Genomic DNA, 21,773 nt, shown 5'->3' with positions numbered 1-21,773 from the left:
ATCATGAAACAAAAAATAAAACTAATATATACGGCAATCGCCTTTCTAGCATTGGCTATGGTCGCTTGCGATGATGACGATGAAGGAACGATGATGCAAGTTTCATCAGAGGAGCGGAGGGTCTACTTTACAACAGATAACGCTGTAGTAAATCGCTCCAATTCTGAGCCGTTCATGGTGGAACTGAGATATGAAGGACCAAAAACGGATGAGAATATAGAGATAGCGTATTCAGTTTCCTTTCCAAATGAGAATAATGCTGTAGAAGGCGAGGATTTTATCTTGCCAAAATCGGGCTCCTTTATTATCGAAAAAGGGGAGGCCATTACTAGAGTAGTATTGCTTCAGCAGGTTATTAATAGAGAGGATAGAAATGAAAACAGGTCCATGGTTTTTGAACTTCAGACAAAAGAAGGTATTGTAATTGGCAATTCAGCAAGTGGTGGTACTAAGATAACCTTAACTTTTGGGCCTACGGTTGCCATTGATCCAAATGATCCAGAAGATTTTATAGGAGACAAAAAGTTTAGGTTTCCTGTAGGAACGTCGACCTTTCAAATTCCTTATTTTTCGAATAGTGAGGATATCATGAATACTGATAACATGGCTATAACAACTGCAGTCATTGCAGTACATGGATCGGGGCATAATGCAAAGGGGCAGTTTGAAAATATTACGCTGGCGGCTCAAGTAGAAAACAGTAATTTGGATACCTTACTGCTCATAGCGCCTCAATTCATAGGCGATGAAGAAGTTGGCGAATTTTTACTGGATGAAGCACATGTGTTTTGGGAGGATAGCTGGCGTGTAGGTGATAATTCTGTGGAGGAAAGAGGAAATGTTTCATCTTTCACCATTATGGATTCGTTGATGGTTACTTTGGCAAAATATCCCAACCTTAAAAAAATTGTACTTGCAGGTCATTCGGCAGGTGCACAATTTACATGTCGCTATTCCGCCACCACACCTATAGTAGATGAGCTAGAGGTAAAGGGCATAGATTTAAAGTTTGTACCGGTAAACCCAGGTACATATACTTATATGGATGATAAACGTAAAGCTTTGGGTACTGAAAACACATTCGAAGTTCCACTTTCTTTTACGATTGAAGCGTGCTCGGATTATAATATCTATCCATGGGGTCTAGAAGATTTAAATCCCTATTTAGATGCTGTTGGAGCAGATGGTATTCGCGATAGATTGAAAACAAGAAACGTAACTTATCTAATAGGTCAAAACGACAATGACCCTACTCCGGAAGAAACCAGTATTAATGAACAATGTGAATCGATTCTTCAGGGAAGGGATAGGTTTGAAAGAGCTATAAATTATTTTGACCATTTACTGGATTTCTATGGTCCTGAAATTATGGAAAATCAAAAGATTTTAGTTGTACCGGGGGCTGGGCATAGTAGCACAGTCATTTATCCATCAGAAATCGGTCGGCAAAATATATTTAGGAATTGATTCGTAAGCATAGAACATTATTCTATTTAAGACTTTATAAACTTGTCCTATTTGAGTTAGTTTCTTTGGTAAAAGGTGTAGCATAGATAATGCTGCACCTTTTCCTTTAGTAGCTGCGTACAGTAGCGATTTTAAATCATAAAGCCACATAAAATAATAATAGTAACAACTGTAAATTATGAACATTAAGAACTTATACTATCTATTTTCTTCCATGGTCGTTGTATTTATCATTAAATCTGGAACAGACTACGATATTTTTTCTTTTGATGGGAAGTCTTTTGCGGCACAACGCTCAATAGCTTCTTTTCTTGACATTTTAGATATGGAACTGGAAAAAGAACTACCGGTAAATACTAAGGAAAATTTAGTGACCTATAACGATACCAATGGCCTTATTGGAGATAAAACCTTTTCCATTTCCAGCGATGGTAACACCTTTAAAGTTCCATACTTCTCCAATGTTACGTCAATTGATGATAAAAACATTAACATTACGCGTGCATTGATTGTATTGCACGGGAACAGCAGAAATGCAGGGACCTACTATAAAAATATGTTGCTTGCTGCCAAAATGGAGTCTAACCAATTGGATACCTTGTTGGTAATAGCTCCCCAATTTTTAATAGAATCTGAAATTGAGAAATTCAACCTTGATTCTGAGCACTTGTATTGGAGTGGCGGAGGTTGGAAAATAGGTAACCTATCCAAGGATAAAGTAAAAAATCCGCGGCAGAGTAGAGTCTCTTCATTCACGATTATAGATTCATTAATGACTCGATTGGTAAAAAAACTGCCCAATCTGAAAACCATCGTGTTTTCTGGACATTCGGCGGGGGGACAATTTGTAAACAGATATGCTGCTGCATCCGCAGTACCTTCAGAGTTAAAAAAATCTGGGATTACTTTACGATTTATTGTAAACAATCCAAGTTCTTACTTATATCTAGATAATACCAGAAAAGTTTTTAATACCGTTCACTTTCAAGAACCGCAAACAGATTGTACCGCCTACAATGAATATAAATATGGGTTAGACGATTTACCCAATTATTTGGAAACGATTGGAGTAGATCAAATTCGAGCACAATTCCCAAAACGAGAAGTAGTATATCTATTGGGTAACCAGGACAACGATTTGAAGAGTTCATCTTTAGATACATCTTGTGAAGGAAACTTACAAGGAAAACATCGTTTGGAAAGAGGGCTTACGTATTATGAATACTTACAGTTCTACTATGGTTCCAACATCAAGAAAAAACATGCCATTGGAACAATTCCTGATGTTGGTCACAGTCATGGCGGAATGTTTCAATCGGAATTAGGACGTTTTTATGCCTTTAGAAAATGAGCAAGTTGGTAAACAATAGGCAAAGGATTATTGTGTACAGTAGTATTCTGTGTACTTTCTTTAGTTGTAAGGTTAATACGTCTAACCACATTATTAAAAAACAAATAGCGACTACTAAGCTTCAAAGTTTAGATGGTCCTTATGTGTATACTGACAAAGACAGTTTGACCATAATTTCCGTAGAACAAAGAAAAGATGCTTCATTCTTTATAAAAACTACCGAAATCAAAAGGAAAAAGAATCAAACTTTTATAAGCAAGATAAACAACTCCGACAAAGATGAATTTGCCTTTGCGCTCGCCAAAAAATACGTTGTTCCCGACGCGGTATACGAAGCTCAGGATAAAATATTGGTCACTTCGGATATTGAAGGAAATTTCAATACTTTTTATAGTTTATTGTTAGGAAATAAGGTTATGGATAAAAACTATAACTGGATTTATGGCAAGGGACATCTTGTTATTTGTGGCGATATGTTTGACCGCGGTACTGAAGTACTACCCAGTTTATGGTTGTTGTACAAATTAGAACAAGAAGCTGAGAGAGCGGGGGGGAAGGTGCACTATATTTTGGGAAATCACGATGTGATGAACCTATATCTGGACATTCGTTATGTGGATGAAAAATATATTGATTTGGCAAGAATTGTATCAGGAATAGAAGATGACCATAAAAAGGCGTATCGTTTTTTAATGTCTGAAAAAAATGAACTGGTCAAATGGATCAAATCCAAAAATGCCGTTGAGAAAATAGGCAATAACCTTTTTCTTCATGGTGGAATAAGCGAAGAATTGGTAAATACTGGATTATCCATTGAAGACATCAATACCATTGTTCGAAAAAACCTTGAACATAACCCTATTAAAAAACCTACAAGTGATGAGGCTTCAAAATTGGTTTTTAGCAGTATGGGCCCTTTTTGGTATCGCGGGCTTATCAAAAATAGTGGAAGCAAGTACCAAAAAATTAAAGAAACAGCCTTGGATAGAATTTTGGGGTTTTATGCTGTGGAACATATCATTATTGGTCATACTATAGTTGCAGATGAAGTGACAAGCGATTTTAACGGTAAAGTGATACGGGTGGACATCAAGCACCCTAAAGAAAAATTTACTGGAAAGTCGCATGTGTTGCTTATTGAAAATGGCAAATATTATAAAGTGAGCGATACAGGAAAAAGAATGAAAATGGATTTTCACTAGCCATGCATTGGTTTAACAACAAAATGTATTAAAGGAATAACGGCAAACGAGGAATATACAAAGGTAAAAGTGATGAATTCTGTTGGATTGATTACATTTTTGAATCCTTATCTGGGGCATCACATAGGTGATTTGATAGGTAAGGAGGCTATTAAGACCGGTAAATCCATACGAGAACTTATCTTGGATAAAAAGCTCTTATCAGAAGAAGAACTGAATAGGATTCTAGACAGTGAAAATTTAATGCCTCCCAGATTTAAGGAAAGTGTACCATAAAGAGATTTCATGCTGTGATAAAGAGAGATACGAACGGGGCTATTGTTCAGCTAAGAAGCTTAGTGGAAATAGAAAGTAATATGGGGCAGATTATTCCAAGTATTGGCCTAGTGGTGGATTTAATCTTAAATTTAATATCGTAAATCTTAGTTCAGTACATAAGATTGAAATCAAATGATAGCAAATGAAAACCAAAGAAATAGAGAGTTATGACTTTGAAAAAGTTAAAAACCTATTGAAGAAAAATGGTCTTCCCTATGTAGACCTTCGTTCCTCTAAAGTAACATTTCTTACTTCAAAATCTGGTAGTGAAATTATTGGGTGCATTGGAATTGAAAAATATGGTGAGGATGGACTTTTACGCTCATTTGCTGTAACTGAGGACTCTAAAAACAAGGGAGTAGGAGGCAAGCTCTTTAATAAATTGATTGATAAAAGTAAAAAAGACGGAATCAAAAGGATGCATCTTTTGACTACTACCGCGGATCAATATTTTCTAAAAAAAGGTTTTAAGATTTCTGAGAGAATTGAAGCACCAAAGGCAATCGCCAGCTCCAAAGAATTCTCAGAGATATGTCCTTCCACTTCTATTTATATGGTGAAGGAATTGAACTTTTGTTAAAAAACTAAACTTTTTCAATACAAAAAAATCAAATTGTTTCAATGCTTTGGCCAGAAGGCATCATTTGTCATTGGATATTTTATAAATCATGGGTTGTTTTAAACTACTTATTTCAAGGTAAAATCAAATACCGTTTCGTTAAGGTAAGTTGAACCTGGCAAAAGTTTACTGGATGGAAATGTCTCGTTATTTGGGGCATCTGGATAATTCTGGGCTTCAAAGCATATGGCAGGGAATCTTTCAAATTCTGCGTGTTCATAATAGCTTAACTCAGGAAGTTGTTCTGGGGTGTAGATGACAATGGCGGGCTGGTTGGTAAAGACTTTCATGTAAAGACCACTTTTTTTAGACCAAAGAGATGCTGCTTTCAAGGATTTGTTCAAGATAAAAGTGTCATCGAGACCAGCAAAGCCCGAATTTTCAATTTCTGATAGATCGTTATAATCGAATCTAGTATTTTTTGATGGGTTGATCTTACCTGTGGGTATCGTTTTATTATCTACATCTATATGATGGTCGCTGTTGACTTTTAAATGTTGACCTAGAATTGTATCGCTACCACTAAGGTTAAAGTAGCTGTGGTTGGTTAAATTGACCACTGTTGTTTTATCGGTTGTTGCGGTATAGCTGATTTTAACGGCATTCGATTCCAGTAGCTGGTATGTAACTTCGACTTTTAGGTTTCCGGGATAGTCTTCTTCCAAGTGTTTGCTTTCATAAGAGAGCACAACAAAAGGATTTCTATGCTGACCTATTTTTTCTACGGCCCAATATTTTTTATCGAACCCGCACTTTCCTCCGTGTAAGTGCACTCCATCCGTATGGTGCAGGGCAAATTCATTTCCTTCTAAATTAAAGCTTCCGTTTGAAATTCTACCAGCATATCTACCAATGGTAGCGCCTAAGTAAAGCTGATGGTTTTGGTATTCTTGAGAGGCATACTGTTCATGATTATCCAATCCGACCACAACATTGGTCAATCCACTGTCTTTATTTGGAACTTTGAGCGAAACCAAGGTTGCTCCATAATTACACACCTGTAACTCCATGCCTTGGGAATTTGTTAATTTCACTAGTTCCATATGATTTTCTTGATTCTAATTTTTGTTGTACAGCTTATCATATAAGTTTTGAATCTGAAGTGTTTTTTGCATAGTTCACTGGTAGTATCGTTTAAACACAATCTAGTACCCATTTTTTTAAAAATAGTAAACCTTATGCTGTTTCTGGGTTTGTATGACAAAAATACTTTTATGTTTTGCAGAATGATGCTAAAGGTGTAGCATAATATGATATGATTGATGCAAAGAGGAGTTTATGTAAAGTTTAAAAACTAAAATTTCATAGTTGTTATTATGAATATTTACCTATACTTTTTTATGATTTTGAATACGAATCAACAAAAAGTTTAGTTTATATATTCAATGAATCAAAAAATCGGACGCAACCACTTGCCCTTTATTGAATCCTTAAAAAACTTAAACCAAACTCGATTATGTCTGTAAAGTATGACGACAAATTTTACAATCACTATCAACAAAAAGAGTTTGAACTTCCTCCTCACTATTCCAAGCATGAAAACTTTTTGATGCGTTTTAAAGCTTGTTTTGAGCATCATGAGTTTGTTGAGAACGCCACCATAGTTGCGCTTTTTAAAGAAGGAAGTGGGGTTTTCCAAAGGAACGGGCAACGTTTAAATGTTGAAAAGGATAGTTTTTTTGTTTTAAATCCAAACGAAGGTTGGGAGTTTTTTAATGAAGAGAACAGTTACATGGACGTTTTGAGTTTTGGTATTACTAAAGATTTTAGTTCAAGTTTCTCGTATTATTTAAAGACAAAGAATGAATCAATATTGGATGACCCATTTGATTCAATAAAGGATATGAACTTCTTTTTGGAAAAACCTTTGTTTTCAGATTACTATTCCTCAGGAAAGCTGCTCAAATATATATATGATTTAAGCAATGATTATGAATTTGAATTTTTATGTCCCGAAGAGCTTACTATAGAGGTGTTACAATCAATATACAAGGAACAGTTATTGGGAAATAAAATAGTCAATAACATTAAGGCCAAGAAGATATCTACTAAAGAAGAGACACTGAAAAGGTTGTTGATCGCTTATGAATTTATACATGATAATATTCAAAACCATATATCAATAAATGAGTTATCATATATCTCCAGTTTGTCCAAATTTCATTTATATGATTCTTTTAAAAAAGCATTTGGAAAGACTCCACATCAATATATTAATAGATTGAAAATTTCCAAAGCTAAAGAAGCGCTCCAGAAGAAAGATTTGTCTGTCAGCGAGATATCAGATTTTTTTGGATTTAGTGATCTTAGCGTATTCAGTAAAGTTTTTAAAAAGGCATATGGTAATCCACCATCTTATTATTTGGAGAACAATTAATGGTGTTTACATCAAAAAACTGGCATTGTTCAACCATATGCATTACTGTATATAACAGATAAACAAAAAATAGTATATCATTAATTACCAACAAAACGTTTTATAATGTTATGGTAGAACTAAGAAATAGTGTTTTTTTAATAAATACTAGTATTTGAGTTTATTTAATTGGACATTATTTAATGTTAATCGTATATTTGCACCCGCAAAATAGGTCGCGTAGCTCAGCTGGATAGAGCATCTGCCTTCTAAGCAGACGGTCATAGGTTCGAATCCTATCGCGATCACGATATAAAGGGGGGGCATTTTATGCTCCCCCTTTTTGTTTTAAACCCATACAAAAGCACACTTTAAACTCAATATAAAAAGCTTTCCTAATTGAAATAGATCAATTAAAACCCTTGGGTTAAAATATAGGGATAGTACGGCAAAATCATGCTACGTTAAGCAAAAGGCTTAAAAAGTGATTTTTTGACCAATCTGTGACAAGAATATCCAATAAATTAGAGTAGGATTACATTAATTTTATGCGGACAGTTTCAAACAATAATCAGATGGATAACTAAATATCATATTCCTAAATGCTAGTTTAGGACTGTTATAATTGTAAAAGTAGTGATGCTCTATAGTCGACCTATATACTTATAAAAGTCATATATCCTTTTTTGATAAAAAAGGATATATGCGATTAAGTAGAATTATAAAAAAATCTATACAACTTTTTAACATGTTCCTGTAGCTTGAGCATTATCAGGAAGAAAGAGGGTAAGAATGGAATGGTGGAATACGAACACTTTAATAATAATATCTATAGTACAGTTATGTTTAACTCAAGTTATTTTGATTCTAATTCTTATTAAAAGTAACTTCTTTACAAAAAAGAAGAAGAAGAATTACTTATCTAAGAAGACTAATATTGGTGAAATTTTATCAAAGACAAAATATAAGAATAGTGGTTTGACCGCAGATTTAGCGAACGATTTTAAAGTCAAGCTTGTTGAGCTTATGGAGAAAAACAAGCTTTATCAAAACCCAAATTTGAGGTTGAACGATATAGCTTTGGAATTAGGAATTTCAGTACACCAAACATCGCAAATAATAAATCAAAGATTTGGTCAGGATTTTAACACTTTCGTTAATACCTATAGAGTCACGGAAGCAATAAGGCTTTTTAGAATAACTGAAAACCCCAGTATTGGGGAAGTTTTGTTCGAGGTCGGATTTAATAATAAAGCTACCTTCAATAAGGCTTTTAAAAATTATGTCCATATGACCCCAACAGAATTTATTGAAGCATCCAAACATAAAAGGAAATTACCATCTCTTTCCGAGTAATTGAATCAACTATTTTCTGATAGTTTTTTGGATATGTAATATATCATCTGCTTCTCTCTTCATTTATCCTTACGATTTAAGTGTATCCCTTTTTTATAGAGCTAATTTCAAGGACTTTTTTTCAAGTCTGAGGTGTTCGGTTTTAAACTGTTTGATCAATTGAAATAATAGGTAAATAATCATCGGGATAGTCGAAAACACCTATAATAATAGACTTTTAAGCCTATTTCTTTCCTTTTTTTTGTTGCTGCAAATTTGAAACGTAGAGTGGTACGACGTCGGTACTGAAAAAAATTAAGGGCATTAAATTTTGTTCTCATTTTAGAAGGTATTTTTTGAATTAGTCATCAATTGACAGTTACCACTCTACAAATTCAAACAACTAACTCATTAATTACTAACTAAAGTTTACTGTATGAAAATTAAGATTTCACTGATTACATTTATGATGTCCTTGGTTTTTGCGAACATGAATGCGCAGACCAATATACGTTCTGGAACGGTCACCGACCAGAACGGAATGCCACTTCCCGGTGTTTCTATTGTTGTGGATGGGACAACCAATGGAACGCAGACCGATTTTGACGGAAATTACACTATTTCAGTTGAAGTTGATCAAGTACTACGTTTTAGTTATATAGGACAAAAAACAACAACTAGAACCGTAAGCAGTTCCACCGTTATCAATGTGCAAATGGAGGAAGATGCTCAAGCTTTGGAAGAAGTTGTTGTCACTGGTCAAGGTGCAGGTATCCAGAGAAGAAAACTTTCTACCACGGTCGATGTTCTTACCGAAGATGAAATAGATAGGCTTCCTGCAAATCAAATTGACCAACTACTTCAAGCAACGGCACCCAGTGCACAGATTAGGTTGAGTTCTGGACAGCCGGGAACAGCATCTATTATTAGGACAAGAGGACCAATATCTGCTGCTTCTTCATCTACACCAGTTATCATTGTTGATGGAGTAAGAGTAGATAATTTGAACTCCAATGCAAGATTAGGTATTAATACTGGAGGTGCAAACGTATCTGCCCTAGCCGATATACCTGTTGAGTCCATTGAACGAATCGAATATATCAAAGGTGGTGCCGCTACCACATTATACGGTGCGGACGCGGCCAATGGAATTATACAAATTATTACAAAAAAAGGAAAATCTGGGAAAGGGACTGCATTTTTTGAAAGTAGGCTTGGCGCTATAAAAGGTACTGAAGACTTTTTAAAATACAAAAGGACAGCAGAAGCTATTTTTCAACCTGGTTTTTCGCAAGAATATAGGGTAGGCTTTAGTGGCGGTTCCGAGAATTTCACTTATAACTTTGGTGGTAGCTTATATAAAGATGACGGTTTCAATGATTTGAACGAACAAGTGAGAAGAACCTTCACTTTTGGTTTGAGTGCCAAGGTAACAGATAAATTAAAATATCAAGGATCTTTTTCCTATGTCAGTTTTGATTCCAATCTGGATTACAATGCAAATACAAACTTTTCCCGATTTTCTAATTTTGAAGGAGCAGATGCTGGGGTAGATTTGGATGCAATTAGCGAGGAAGAGTGGATACCCTTAAGGGACAATGCCCGAAGGATTGGAGAATTAGTGGATATTACCGCAAGGACCAGTCGTTTTACAGCATCTAACAAATTTACCTACGATATAACAAGTTCCTTACAGGCCAATGCAACCTTAGGTATTGATTTTAGGACAACTGTACAAGAGAACTTGGACAGTAATGAGTTTTTAATTGAAATTGGAAATATTAATCCAGGAACTACGGACCAAGCTACGTTCGCCCGTGCATTGCGTGATAATTTTGTGGTCACTGGTGATATGAATTTTACGCATAGGGCCAGTACCGAGAACTTTTCATTTGTTACAGTATTTGGAGGACAGTTTTTCAGAACCACCGATAGACAAAATCGTTTAAACGGTGAAGGTGGTGTGGACGGTACCAGAAAAATCGACTTCTTTCCTACACAAGCTAGTTTGGATTTTGTATTGGAAAATGCCAATTATGGGCTGTATTTTTTAGAAAACATAGGAATATATGATGTAGCTTATTTGGAATTTGGAGGACGTTTGGATAGGAGCACTGCTTCTGGTAGCAATACCAAACCACTTTTATTGCCAAAAGTTGGGTTTACCTATAATTTCTCTGACCATGATTTCTATCAGGAAAGCAATATAAGTAATTGGATTTCCAATATCAAGTTAAGGGCCAATTACGGTGAATCCACGAATTTTGCACAGCCATTCACTCAGGACAAAACCTTTGAATTAAGTTCGTTCTTGGACGTTCCCGCTTTTTCTTTTGCAAACCCTGGTAACGCCGATTTAATATCCGAAACAGTACAAACAACAGAATTCGGGCTTGAACTTGGTTTTTTCAGAAATAGGCTGAACTTTAGTGGAACCAGATATGTGGCCAATACCGTAGATGCACTTTTTACGCCGGTTGCTCCACCTTCCCAAGGTTCGCAAAACCAAATCCAGAACATAGGTAAGGTAGAGAACAAAGGTTGGGAATTTGAAATGAGGGCGGCCATACTACAATCGGTCAAACATCAAATGAACTTATCGTTGTCCTATAATACAAATGAGAACAATGTTGTTGATACTGGTGGAGGTGCACCTTTTGTTGTTGGTGGATTCAGTGTGCTAGGATCCGTTGTAGCCGAAGGGGAAAGTCTTGGATTCCTTCGAGGAACAGCTGCTGTGCTACAGGATGACGGAACTTACGAATTTGAGACAAATTCATTTTTAGGGAAAACCTTTGCCCCCAATTTTGGTTCTATAAGTCTTGATTATTCTTTTAATAATAAGCTGAATCTCTTTATCACAGGCGATTATCAATTTGGTGGGAAGATTACCGACTTAAGTTTCTTATTAAGACATATAGGAGGTGTTGACAATACAGGAATACCTGAAGAATTGATAGGTACAACATCACCTTTTAACTATGTGAATTTCTTTATTTTCGATAACGATTATTTAAAGATCAGGAATATTGGGGCCTCGTATGACTTTGGCGACGTACTCAAGCCTTTCTCTAATGTAAGATTTGGAATAACGGTTACAAATCCGTTCAATTTTACCGCTGGGGATTTTGACCCAGAAGCCACAGGTTCAGGAATTGGCACTCAAAATGGTTTTGCTAGTGGAGGTTTTGCTTATGGAACGGAGTCCGCTCCAAGGATTTATATGAGTTCTTTAAAATTTCAGTTTTAGATAAAAAATTATAGATATGAAAAAAATAATCCTAATAATAGGTGCAGTCTTCTTTCTCGTTAATTGTACTGATGAATTGAGTAGTGTGGTAGATTTTACCAAAGTGGAAAACCCGACTTTGTCGGAAGATTCAGTTGTTGGACAACCCAATTCCTCGATAATATGGCTCGATGGTTTAAAGAGGAATATGGCCTTTGTTTATAACGAACTATTAATGTTATCTGAAATAGGGTCTGATAACTATGTAAATACACAAACGTTCTTTAGCCAGTTCATGGATAACCTCGACCTGCAACCTGCCGACCCTGATTTAAGGGATGCGACAAAGGAAATTGCAAGATTACGGGAAATGGCTATATTCGGTTTGGAAAAAGTTGGCCCTGGCGATTCTGAGTATACCACCGAAACAGAAGCGGAATATAATTATTTTCTGGGTCTTTCTTATATGTATGCGGGAATGTACTTTCCTGCTTTGCCGCAAGAGCCTCTTGGACCTGCGATACCCGCACGTCAAAATTATTTGGATGCTATTGCTGCTATCGATATAGCCATCGGATTGAATCCTGGTCAGACCAGATATCTAATGGCCAAATCCAGAATAAATTATTATTTGGGCAATAAAGCTGAAGCCGTTGCTGCTGCCAATGCTGCTTTGGCAATAGATGGGTCGTTTGACAACGTCGTGAATTTTGATGCTGATGCTCCCCTTGGAGTTCCTAATGGGACTGATCCAAGTAATGTATTTGAAAGTGCATTATTTGAAAGAGCAACTTTCGATGATTTGCAGCCGCTCCCGACGTTGGATTTTCTTGACCCTAAATACTCATTCCTATCTCCGAATGAAGATTCTCCAGTTCATTACTTAAAAGCAGAAGAAGCGTTATTGATTTTGGCAGAGGCCAATCTTTCCGATAACAATGTTTCTGCTGCAAGAGAGAACTTAACGGATCTATTGGCCCTTATCGATACCAGAGAAGTTCGAAGTATTGACGATTCCATTGAAGGTAGAAGTGAGGTAGATCCAGGAGGTAGACCAGATAGTACCAATGTAGTGGTCAATGGAAGGCCGAACTTAGTTTTGGATAGGCAGAACGGTAATGTTTCAATACCTTCTGTTTCCGGAACTTCGCTAACAGCAGATGATATTGCAAGTTTGAATGCCGATGATGCAGGATTGGAGTTATTGTACAGGACTAGGCAAGAAGTTTTTATTGCCGAAGGACTTCGTTTTGTTGATATGGGCCTAAAACTAATCATTGATGAAAATGAAGTACTGCTCAATGATAATATTTCCGAATCAGACTTAGGTGCTGCTATTTTGTTGCCTTCTTTCATTTCTTCTGTTGCCAATGATTTGGATGCTATAACATATAATGCCGAAACCGGTGTTGCAACTACGGTGATAGATGTAACGGAAATTTTAGTGGAAAATAAAACTTCCGATTTTGTATTGCCATTTCATTAAAAAAATCTTAGAAATAAAAAAGAGCCCCGTAATTACGGGGCTCTTTTTTATTTCAGTAAATGTTGAAAATATAAACGTGTAATATCAGTAGCTATTGTGGCAAACTTTTAATGTTGAACTGCCTGAATATTTCGATCAAATCACCTTCTTTCTTGTAAGAAAGCTTATTTTTCTTTGCAAAAATTTTGGTGTCGTTATCAATTAATTGTGCTATTTCGTTCTTACTCTTTGGTAATGGACTAAAAACATCTCCCTCTTTCTTGTAGTATAGATTTGAAGTAATCTTGATTTTATCCTTATTTTCTATCCCCAATAAAGCTGCATCTGTAGCCGCTTTGATAATTTTGGCGCTGTAATATTTGATAAGGTTGATTTTTCCTTTTGTCAATTGTTCTGCAAAAACTGTTTTTACGTTATCGGGAGCTTTAAACGGAATAAAGGTTTTATCTCCAATTCTAACCTCTATATAAGTGACTGGTTTTAGAGCAATAATCTTTTCCTCTTTAGCTATTTCTATTTCTTTTGTGTAAGTATTAAATCGTGCTAAAAGATTTATTTTTTTCCTTTTGTTGTGGTCATAAATTATGGTTGGAGTCCAATCTTCTTGTAGGTAGGGGGATCCTTCCGTACCGTCTATCGAATTTGCTGAAACTCTTAGGACCATTCCAGATGAGCTTTGTTCATATTGATAGGTTGCATCTTCTTCATAAGTATAAGATGCTGCTTGGGAATGACAAAAAGTTGAGGCAAAGGAAAGTACTACAATAGTTCTTGTTTTAATTTTTTTCATTTAAAATAGTTTAAGAGGATAAAATGGTTTTATAGATTGAAGTATATAGGCAATAATACTATGTTTTGTTCTTTGAAAATCAATTGTTTGAGTAAGTATTGCTATATATTATATATAGTTATTAAGATACGAAAATTTTATGCTTTTTTAAAGCGAAATCAGTAACTTTTTTGTAATTAAAAACCCGTATTTGAGAGAAGTACCATACATAGCTATTTAAAAAACTTTCATGTTTGATACAGAGCTGTTAAGTACAAAACCAATCGGTGATCATTCGACTTCAGAATACTGAATTGAATTGTAGAGATGATAACATTTCAACCTCTTTTTTCAAAAAATACTACTACTCATTTTGCCTATATTTGGTACTTGTCCATGTTAACAATAGTATGCTTTCTATTAGTATATTCCTTTTACAGGTAAAAAATGAAGTACTCTCATTCTACGGATGGTGGCAATTCGTTGTATGCCTTTTTGCATTTTTGGCGTTAATGGCCATCTGGTGGCATATTGGGAAAAAGCAAAATGATTTTGGACAGGTTTGGCTGGCAATGTCCATTTTATGCTGGAGCATATCTGGCTTAACGGAAGTATATCATGCTGGTTCAGAAATAGATACTACGTTTACAATAGATGGCTGGCGCAGTATTTTGTCCTTATTAAATAGCCTCTTTATTTTATTGGCGCTTCCGTGGTTTAGGTATTTACCCAAACCTATCGGACATATTATAAAGTCCAATTATTGGGTATATATTGTGGGTATCCCTTTCTTGTTTTCAATACTTCCTACCATAAATAAAATGATTTCGGGAAGGGTAATAGGAATTATTAATGAACTTGATGTATACTACGCGGTTTTGACCTTACTTTTTTTGGGTTATGTTTTATGGGAATCTTTTGCAAAGCGCAGACTCAAAGCATTGTCTTGGTTATCATTGGTATGTATTCTATTGACCCTATTGGCGCAATTTTACAAGCTGACCGGTTCCTACATAAACCTTACACTGTTTTCAGCAATTTTTAAAACATCACTTATCATGTTGTTCTTTGCCTTGGCTTTAAGCTGGGTAAAGGAATTGGCAGAAAATGTAATTCCCAGTGCGGGATATCTGTATATGACACTGAAAAAAGAAAAGAATACTAATGGAAAAATAAGAAACATTGTTCTGTTTAAAGGTTTTCCGGGAGATTCAATTAGAAGAGTAGTGCTAACACCAGCTTCCTATGAACTGCTTTTAAAGTTTGCAGAACGGAAGAAGGAGGATACCGATGATTGGCTGGAAATTAAGCCTAGAGGAGACACACTTAGTGGTAAAAAATTTGATATTAATGATTACAACGAAATCAAACGTTTGCTTCATAGTTTGTTGGATGGCATCTTTGGCAAAGAGAACTGGACACGAAATCATCACCTAAATCCCTTGAAAAATACACTTTTTGAAATGTCCGAAAAGCGAGAGCGTAAAATTCGATTGGCTGTTCCTAAGGATAATATATCCCTGTAAATGAAAGAGATACGGTAAATTTGTCGGTAAGCTTTTTACTGACATTTTTAACTTTTTTCAGACCGATTGAACTTGAAAAAAATATAAGCTGCACTTTGCTTTCAAAATCAAAACCAACCGATTATGAGTTTGAAGCACAAGCGATTGCTAACCTTTGCAACACTTTTTGTAATTCCTTTAATTACCACCGCAGCATCCAAAGGTTTGGACCAACGAATAAATGATGCCTTTATGCCATTTGCAATATGGTGGGAAAACCTTGTTTTCACAGAATTGAACCTTTTTGGATTGAGTATTCCATTGGTTCTTATATTATTGCTATCTGGAGCTACTTTTTTTACCATTTATTTTGGGTTCATCAACATACGGCACTTTCCAACGGCGATCAAAGTGGTAAGAGGAAAGTATGATGAGTTTGAACATATGGTTCCGAATTCGCCTATAACTATTGGTAATACCGCAGAAGGAACTCAAGAAGGTAATAATCATCATGGCGAGGTAAACCACTTTCAGGCATTGGCAACCGCAGTATCTGGTACTGTAGGATTGGGAAATATTGCAATGGTAGCGGTAGCCATTTCTATTGGGGGACCGGGCGCAACATTCTGGATGGTGATTGCAGGACTTTTGGGCATGTCCTCAAAATTTGTTGAGTGTACCTTAGGTGTAAAATACAGGGATATTGATAAACGGGGAAATGTTTACGGAGGCCCCATGTATTATCTGTCCAGAGGACTAAAAGAGAAAGGATTCAAAAATTTAGGTAGGTTATTGGGAGCTATATTTGCTGTAATGTGCATAGGCGCTTCGTTTGGAGGAGGCAATGCGTTCCAGACCAATCAGGCTGCTGCACAGATTGTATCAAGATTTGGGTTGCAAGGCCCATCATCTGGGAGCATTGTAGGAATCATTTTTGCGGTAATGGTCGGAATTGTGATTATTGGCGGTATTAAGCGGATTTCTAAGGTTACTGAAAAGATTGTTCCGCTAATGGCGTTTTTATACGTAGCCGCAGCATTGTTTATTATCTTTTCCAATAGGGATTACGTGGGCCCTGCTTTTCAACTAATTTTTGATGAAGCTTTTACGCCTAGAGCTACCATTTCTGGAGGATTTATAGGAGTAATGATACAAGGTTTTCGCAGGGCGGCCTTCTCTAATGAAGCCGGAGCTGGTTCAGCCGCTATCGCCCACTCAGCGGTAAATACAAAGTTTGCTGCATCTGAAGGACTCGTTGGACTTTTGGAACCCTTCATAGATACCGTAATCATCTGTACCATAACGGCAGTGGTGATTATCATGTTTAATATGGATGGTGCTTTTGCGTATGGTGATGTAATAAATGGAGAAGCGCTAATGGCAAATGGCGACAGGGTAGGAGGGGTAAACTTGACTTCAATGGCCTTTGAGAAGGCTATTCCGGGGTCTTCCTATATTTTGGTTTTGGCAGTGGTACTTTTTGCCTTTTCCACAATTTTGTCATGGTCTTACTATGGACTTCAAGCATGGAAATATCTGTTCGGAAGAGGCATATGGATTGATTTGAGCTATAAGATTATATTTTTAATTTTCACCATTCTTGGAGCTGCCGTTACAATGGATGCGGTAATCAAGTTCTCTGATGCTATGATTTTGGCCTTGGTTTTTCCCAATATTGTTGGTTTATTTTTTCTATTTCCCAATGTTAAAATGGAATTGACCAAATACCTGAAAATGATTAAGGAACAAAAAAAGTAAAGTAACTTGAACCAAATCACTCTCTATTTAAAGTTAATTTACAATTTTATGTCCCAGTTTAGTTTGTAGATACAGTAGTATTTTATTTCTTCGAAATTCTAAATTGGAAGAATGACAATATTTGTAGATATGGATGAAGTGTTGGCGGATACTTACGGAGCGCACATAGAATTATACAATAAAGAATTTAATGGGAATTTAAAAGTTGAGGAATGCATGGGCAAAGAAGTATGGCAATGTGTGCCGGAAGCCCATCAAAAGAGTGTAAGGAATCATGCTCGTCGAGATGGTTTTTTCACCAATTTAAAAGTAATTCCAGACAGTCAAAAAGTTATGGAGGCGCTCAATAAGGAGCATGAAGTTTATATAGCTTCAGCAGCGATGCAATTTCCCAATTCCTTAAAAGAAAAATCAGATTGGCTAGACGAGTTCTTCCCCTTTATTTCTTGGCAAAAACGCATTCTATGTGGCGATAAGCATATATTAAGGGGAGATGTTCTTATCGATGACCGTAGTTATAATCTGGAAAGTTTTACGGGTAAATCCATTATTTTCACATCGCCCCACAATATAAATACCAAAGGTTTTGACCGTGCTGATACTTGGAAGGCTATCGCGGACAAACTTTTGTAACTTTGATCATGAAAATACCCCACCTACTGCTTACAGCATTCTTGTTATGCTTTCTTTTTTTGATACAAGGTTGCACAGCACAATCACAACTTGTAAATGACGAGTTAGAAACCGTTACCACGGAAAACCTTAAGTATTATCTATATTACCCAGAAGGATATGAAATTGATGATAAAGAAGGTTTTGGACTCCTGCTTTTTCTGCATGGAGGTGGAGAGGCTGGTGCTGATTTGGAAGAGATTAAAAAGAACGGTCCTCCAAAGCTGCTAGTGGAAGGAAAACAGTTTCCTTTTTTGATATTGGCGCCCCAAAATCCATATAGAAGAAAATGGTGGAACACCGAAGCTATTGTTAAGCTTTTGGATTCTGTAGTCGAAACCAATAATGTAGACGAAAAACGGATTTATTTAACAGGCTTGAGCAGGGGTGGAGGCGCAGCATGGGAGCTGGCAACGCAGTACCCCAAAAAATTTGCTGCGATGGCCGTTGTGTGCGGTATGGCACCTTTACCCTATGCACATTGGATCAATAAAAAAATGCCCATTTGGGTGTTTCATGGCGATAAAGATGAAGTGATTCCCGTGGAAGAGTCGGATAAAATGGTTGCCAAACTCAAAGAAATGAACTACGATGTTCGCTATACACGATACAAAGATGTGGGTCACAACTCTTGGAGTAGGGCATATACCACCCAAGCTTTATATGATTGGTTGGTGCAACAAAAATTAAAATGATGCATAAGTATATTTTATTAATTCTTATGGTGTACTGTTGTTCTTGTAAGCAAAAAAATAACAATACATCCGTGAGTTTGGTCTTATCAAGTACAGATAGCTTGTCAAAAGTAGCAGTGGATTCAATTACCGAGGGGATTCAAGAGGTGCAACTAAAAACGTTCGAAGGTCTTGCCGATACAACTTTCGTGAGACTGGCCGATTTTAGTCACGATTTTGCATATGATATGCGCTATGCTACAAAAAATAATTTTCTAAAAGCCAAAGTTTATGAATGTGCCGAATGTTACACGAGGGTAAAAACGGCTAAAGCTCTAATCGAGGCCAATAACGATTTCATAAAAAAAGGAGTGAAAATCAAGTTTTTTGATTGTTATAGACCAAATTCGGTACAATATAAAATGTGGAAGATTGTCCCAAACCCCCAATATGTGGCCAATCCCGTAAAAGGATCTATCCATAACAAAGGTGGTGCTGTGGATATTACCTTGGTGGATTTAGAAGGCAACGAGTTGGATATGGGTACCGACTTTGATTTCTTTGGAAAAAAAGCGTACCACGATAATCTTGATTTGCCCGAAACTATTTTAAATAATAGAAAACTGCTAAAAGAAACCATGGAATCTCATGGTTTTTGGTCAATTAGGACCGAGTGGTGGCACTACAATCTATCAGCGGGTTCCAACGATAAAATAGCTAATTTTAATTGGGAATGCGAGGATTAGGCCCTTTTACAGCTTATAATGACTCGTGTTTCATCCATTGCAGTTGTGAAAAATAGATATGCCTCCCCGCCGTCCTTTATTTTATGTTTTTTTCGGATTTCTGCTACGGACATCGGAAAATTTCTAATGGTAACATTGGCCTTGGTCAAAGCAAGTTCTTTGATTGTTTTTTTTGAATAGGGTAGCACCTTTTGGATTTCGAATCTTCTCCCCGGAAAATCGATTAATGCCTGGGATGTATACAAATGCGAATGTTGATGCAGTTTTTTCAGCCCAAACCTTTTGCCGACCGATTTAAAGCCTCCCGATTTTAAAATAGCGGAATTGGGCTCATACAGATAGTGCTGTGGATTTCCGTATTCCGAAATTGTACTTTGCTCTTCATTGAGCTTAAAACTAAAGGGAGTTTCTTTGTTCTTAGTTAAGTTTATTGCTTTAATGGTAACCACTTCCTCAAAACCATATTCCAAAATGTAAAGAAGTTCTTTTACATCATTGTCAACTGCTACCACGTGAATCTCCTTTACGAATTCCAGCTCCTTCAAACTTTGGGAGATATCTAAGAGGGGAGAGGTCTTGACCAATATTTGCTTGGTCCTATCAAAAAGTAACTTTAGATGAAACGGGAGGTTGGGTAAGCTATCCTTTAATTTAAATACTTTTCCTTGGGTATCATCCCTACGTGATGGATCAATGTAAAACCAATCAAATCTTTGTTCATTTTTTTCTAGATAATCAATTCCATTTGTAGCAATGCATTGGACATTATTTTGACCTAGCATTCGAAAATTATGAGCAGCTATTTCACTTAGTTCTTTGTTGATTTCGCAGTGAAGAATAGATTCAAATTTTTTGGAAAAAAAATAGGAGTCTACTCCATACCCACCTGTCACATCTAGGAGCGTTTTTCCAGCAATAAGACTTGACTTATAATTGGCGGTCAACTCAGAACTTGTTTGTTCAATATTGAGTTTATTTGGATAGTAAATATTGGCTGTATTAAACCAGGTTGGTAGCTTGTCCTTACACTTTTTTTTGGCTTCCAACTGTTCTGCAAGTTCTTTTTGGGAGATTCCTTCAAAAATAGGCTTTTGCAATAAAACTGACACGATGTCAGTATTCCAATTATTTTTTATAAAATTCTGTACACCAGTATTTAAAAGTGTTTTATTCAAACTGATACTACAAGTTTTTTGTTAACTTTTTTACTACAGCATTTTCAGCCAAAAACTCCTTTAAAATCACCTTAATAGCGGTATATCCAGGTACGGCTACTACCATACCGACCACACCAAAAAGTAATCCTGCTATAATAATAACCAGAAAGATTTCTAGCGGATGCGATTTAACACTGGTCGAAAAAATAAAGGGTTGAGAAAAGAAATTATCGATCAATTGTCCAATGACCAAACCAACAAAAACGTAGAGCGCTTTGGGCAAGATTACGGTGCTAAAATCAGACCCTAAAAAGCTCGTCATGGTCAAAATGATCATTACTGCCCCTCCTGCAATCGGTCCCACATACGGGATGATGTTGAACAAGGAACATAAGAACGCAATGACGATGGCATTTTCTACACCTGCAATGAGTAAAGCAATGGTATAAATAACAAAAAGTATAAAGAGCTGAAGTAAAATACCTGCAAAATATCTGGACAGTAATCCATTTATTTTATCAACTGATTTCACCAAATTACTTTCTTTGTTTTCTGGAAAAAAGGTCAACATGCCATTTTGAAAAAGTTTACTGTCCTTTAGAAAAAAGAAAGAAATAAACAGCACTGAAAAAAGACCAACACTAAAATCACTCAAAACATTTACAAACGAGTTTAAGAAGTCGGGAATAAAACCTAAATCCAATCCTTCCAACACGTTCTTTTCCAATTCCGAATCTTCAATGAGTGTATTTACCCCTGCGGTAGTTGTACCAAAGTATTCCAAGATTTGCTGGTACAATGCATTTATATTGACTTTTAAGTCTTCAATATCCAGCAAAGAAAGGTTCTTGCTTTGCTCTGAAATCAAAGGAATGAACAATGACAGAATACCTAAAAAAAGCCCTAGCATAAGAACCATTGTCACGATTACCGCAAGGGTATTTGGAAACTTTAGCTTTCTCCTTAAAAAAAGGACAATGGGCCTTCCCAACAAAGCAATTACAGCTGCAATGGCCAGATAGGCCAAAACAGATTGAACTTTATAAAAGAAATAGCCCAAAAGGACTACGCCCGCTATAATTGCTATTGCTCTTAAAATTCCATTGGCTATGGTTTTGGAAGTCATATG

Annotated in this window: 18 protein-coding genes and 1 tRNA gene; 15 read left to right on the top strand and 4 right to left on the bottom strand. The window is 36.2% G+C overall.

The genetic code is table 11. The annotated features are described in order from the left end of the window. The first annotated feature begins 3 nt into the window (after positions 1–3). The 5 genes from KIM67_RS16005 (at position 4) to arsN2 (ending at position 4,918) form a co-directional block, all read left to right on the top strand. Positions 4–1,467, top strand: a complete 1,464-nt coding sequence (locus KIM67_RS16005) for a hypothetical protein (RefSeq protein WP_213832560.1) — start codon at positions 4–6, stop codon at positions 1,465–1,467. A 178-nt stretch (positions 1,468–1,645) separates the two neighbouring features. Further along, complete coding sequence (locus KIM67_RS16000) at positions 1,646–2,818, top strand: hypothetical protein (protein WP_213832559.1); 1,173 nt, start codon at positions 1,646–1,648, stop codon at positions 2,816–2,818. Further along, the gene (locus KIM67_RS15995) at positions 2,815–4,020 is read left to right on the top strand and encodes a metallophosphoesterase (protein WP_213832558.1); all 1,206 of its coding nucleotides are present in this window, start codon (positions 2,815–2,817) and stop codon (positions 4,018–4,020) included. Before KIM67_RS16000 ends, KIM67_RS15995 begins: the two co-directional genes overlap by 4 nt. Positions 4,021–4,092: 72 nt before the next feature. Then, on the top strand, positions 4,093–4,296 hold the full coding sequence (locus KIM67_RS15990) for a hypothetical protein (protein WP_213832557.1): 204 nt from the start codon (positions 4,093–4,095) through the stop codon (positions 4,294–4,296). A 184-nt stretch (positions 4,297–4,480) separates the two neighbouring features. Further along, complete coding sequence (gene arsN2 / locus KIM67_RS15985) at positions 4,481–4,918, top strand: arsenic resistance N-acetyltransferase ArsN2 (RefSeq protein ID WP_213832556.1); 438 nt, start codon at positions 4,481–4,483, stop codon at positions 4,916–4,918. Between the two features lie 107 nt (positions 4,919–5,025). Here the strand turns inward: arsN2 and KIM67_RS15980 are convergent, their stop codons facing one another. Then, positions 5,026–6,000: an aldose epimerase family protein gene (locus KIM67_RS15980; RefSeq protein ID WP_213832555.1), complete on the bottom strand. Its 975-nt coding sequence runs from the start codon at positions 5,998–6,000 to the stop codon at positions 5,026–5,028. 413 nt (positions 6,001–6,413) lie between these two features. On the opposite strand from KIM67_RS15980, the gene KIM67_RS15975 reads away from it, so the two are divergent. The 5 genes from KIM67_RS15975 (at position 6,414) to KIM67_RS15955 (ending at position 13,363) form a co-directional block, all read left to right on the top strand. Then, entirely contained in the window at positions 6,414–7,334 is a 921-nt protein-coding gene (locus KIM67_RS15975) for an AraC family transcriptional regulator (protein WP_213832554.1), read from the top strand. Between the two features lie 213 nt (positions 7,335–7,547). Next, positions 7,548–7,621: transfer RNA gene (locus KIM67_RS15970), tRNA-Arg, on the top strand. Positions 7,622–8,291: 670 nt separating this feature from the next. Next, complete coding sequence (locus KIM67_RS15965) at positions 8,292–8,669, top strand: AraC family transcriptional regulator (RefSeq protein ID WP_213832553.1); 378 nt, start codon at positions 8,292–8,294, stop codon at positions 8,667–8,669. Between the two features lie 415 nt (positions 8,670–9,084). Then, complete coding sequence (locus KIM67_RS15960) at positions 9,085–11,898, top strand: TonB-dependent receptor domain-containing protein (RefSeq protein ID WP_213832552.1); 2,814 nt, start codon at positions 9,085–9,087, stop codon at positions 11,896–11,898. Between the two features lie 16 nt (positions 11,899–11,914). Next, entirely contained in the window at positions 11,915–13,363 is a 1,449-nt protein-coding gene (locus KIM67_RS15955; protein WP_213832551.1) for a hypothetical protein, read from the top strand. 91 nt (positions 13,364–13,454) lie between these two features. On the opposite strand, the gene KIM67_RS15950 is transcribed toward KIM67_RS15955, so the two are convergent. Beyond that, positions 13,455–14,153, bottom strand: a complete 699-nt coding sequence (locus KIM67_RS15950; RefSeq protein WP_213832550.1) for a hypothetical protein — start codon at positions 14,151–14,153, stop codon at positions 13,455–13,457. 389 nt (positions 14,154–14,542) lie between these two features. Between KIM67_RS15950 and KIM67_RS15945 the strand changes: the two genes are divergently transcribed. The 5 genes from KIM67_RS15945 to KIM67_RS15925 all read left to right on the top strand — a co-directional run bounded on the left by KIM67_RS15945 (position 14,543) and on the right by KIM67_RS15925 (position 19,487). Then, positions 14,543–15,658, top strand: a complete 1,116-nt coding sequence (locus KIM67_RS15945; protein ID WP_213832549.1) for a hypothetical protein — start codon at positions 14,543–14,545, stop codon at positions 15,656–15,658. A 123-nt stretch (positions 15,659–15,781) separates the two neighbouring features. Further along, on the top strand, positions 15,782–17,395 hold the full coding sequence (locus KIM67_RS15940; protein WP_213832548.1) for a sodium:alanine symporter family protein: 1,614 nt from the start codon (positions 15,782–15,784) through the stop codon (positions 17,393–17,395). 111 nt (positions 17,396–17,506) lie between these two features. Beyond that, a complete protein-coding gene (locus tag KIM67_RS15935) occupies positions 17,507–18,028 on the top strand; it encodes a 5'(3')-deoxyribonucleotidase (protein WP_213832547.1) in 522 nt (173 codons plus the stop codon). 8 nt (positions 18,029–18,036) lie between these two features. Next, complete coding sequence (locus tag KIM67_RS15930; RefSeq protein WP_213832546.1) at positions 18,037–18,762, top strand: prolyl oligopeptidase family serine peptidase; 726 nt, start codon at positions 18,037–18,039, stop codon at positions 18,760–18,762. A 71-nt stretch (positions 18,763–18,833) separates the two neighbouring features. Next, positions 18,834–19,487, top strand: coding sequence for a M15 family metallopeptidase (locus KIM67_RS15925; RefSeq protein WP_371815782.1), 654 nt, complete (start codon positions 18,834–18,836; stop codon positions 19,485–19,487). Here the strand turns inward: KIM67_RS15925 and KIM67_RS15920 are convergent. Both KIM67_RS15920 and KIM67_RS15915 read right to left on the bottom strand, forming a co-directional pair. Further along, on the bottom strand, positions 19,484–20,596 hold the full coding sequence (locus KIM67_RS15920) for a class I SAM-dependent methyltransferase (protein ID WP_313788447.1): 1,113 nt from the start codon (positions 20,594–20,596) through the stop codon (positions 19,484–19,486). The two genes, KIM67_RS15925 and KIM67_RS15920, sit on opposite strands and share 4 nt — an antisense overlap. Before the next feature lie 73 nt (positions 20,597–20,669). After that, positions 20,670–21,770 carry an AI-2E family transporter gene (locus KIM67_RS15915; RefSeq protein ID WP_213832543.1) on the bottom strand — a complete coding sequence of 367 codons (1,101 nt, stop codon included), beginning with the start codon at positions 21,768–21,770 and terminating at the stop codon, positions 20,670–20,672. Positions 21,771–21,773 lie beyond the last annotated feature (3 nt).

Origin of the sequence: Flagellimonas sp. 389 (assembly GCF_018449435.1) — a bacterium.
In the GTDB taxonomy this organism is placed as follows: domain Bacteria; phylum Bacteroidota; class Bacteroidia; order Flavobacteriales; family Flavobacteriaceae; genus Flagellimonas.
Note: the sequence above shows the minus strand (reverse complement) of the source record. Positions and strands in the feature narration are given on the sequence as shown.

Bases quoted from the DNA above. Each gene is read 5' to 3' on its own strand.
- KIM67_RS16000 (WP_213832559.1), top strand. From the start codon at position 1,646: ATGAACATTAAGAACTTATACTATCTATTTTCTTCCATGGTCGTTGTA.
- KIM67_RS15990 (WP_213832557.1), top strand. From the start codon at position 4,093: ATGAATTCTGTTGGATTGATTACATTTTTGAATCCTTATCTGGGGCAT.
- KIM67_RS15940 (WP_213832548.1), top strand. From the start codon at position 15,782: ATGAGTTTGAAGCACAAGCGATTGCTAACCTTTGCAACACTTTTTGTA.
- KIM67_RS15950 (WP_213832550.1), bottom strand. From the start codon at position 14,153: ATGAAAAAAATTAAAACAAGAACTATTGTAGTACTTTCCTTTGCCTCA.
- KIM67_RS15945 (WP_213832549.1), top strand. From the start codon at position 14,543: ATGCTTTCTATTAGTATATTCCTTTTACAGGTAAAAAATGAAGTACTC.
- KIM67_RS15960 (WP_213832552.1), top strand. From the start codon at position 9,085: ATGAAAATTAAGATTTCACTGATTACATTTATGATGTCCTTGGTTTTT.
- KIM67_RS15930 (WP_213832546.1), top strand. From the start codon at position 18,037: ATGAAAATACCCCACCTACTGCTTACAGCATTCTTGTTATGCTTTCTT.
- arsN2 (WP_213832556.1), top strand. From the start codon at position 4,481: ATGAAAACCAAAGAAATAGAGAGTTATGACTTTGAAAAAGTTAAAAAC.
- KIM67_RS16005 (WP_213832560.1), top strand. From the start codon at position 4: ATGAAACAAAAAATAAAACTAATATATACGGCAATCGCCTTTCTAGCA.
- KIM67_RS15915 (WP_213832543.1), bottom strand. From the start codon at position 21,770: ATGACTTCCAAAACCATAGCCAATGGAATTTTAAGAGCAATAGCAATT.
- KIM67_RS15980 (WP_213832555.1), bottom strand. From the start codon at position 6,000: ATGGAACTAGTGAAATTAACAAATTCCCAAGGCATGGAGTTACAGGTG.
- KIM67_RS15975 (WP_213832554.1), top strand. From the start codon at position 6,414: ATGTCTGTAAAGTATGACGACAAATTTTACAATCACTATCAACAAAAA.
- KIM67_RS15935 (WP_213832547.1), top strand. From the start codon at position 17,507: ATGACAATATTTGTAGATATGGATGAAGTGTTGGCGGATACTTACGGA.
- KIM67_RS15995 (WP_213832558.1), top strand. From the start codon at position 2,815: ATGAGCAAGTTGGTAAACAATAGGCAAAGGATTATTGTGTACAGTAGT.
- KIM67_RS15955 (WP_213832551.1), top strand. From the start codon at position 11,915: ATGAAAAAAATAATCCTAATAATAGGTGCAGTCTTCTTTCTCGTTAAT.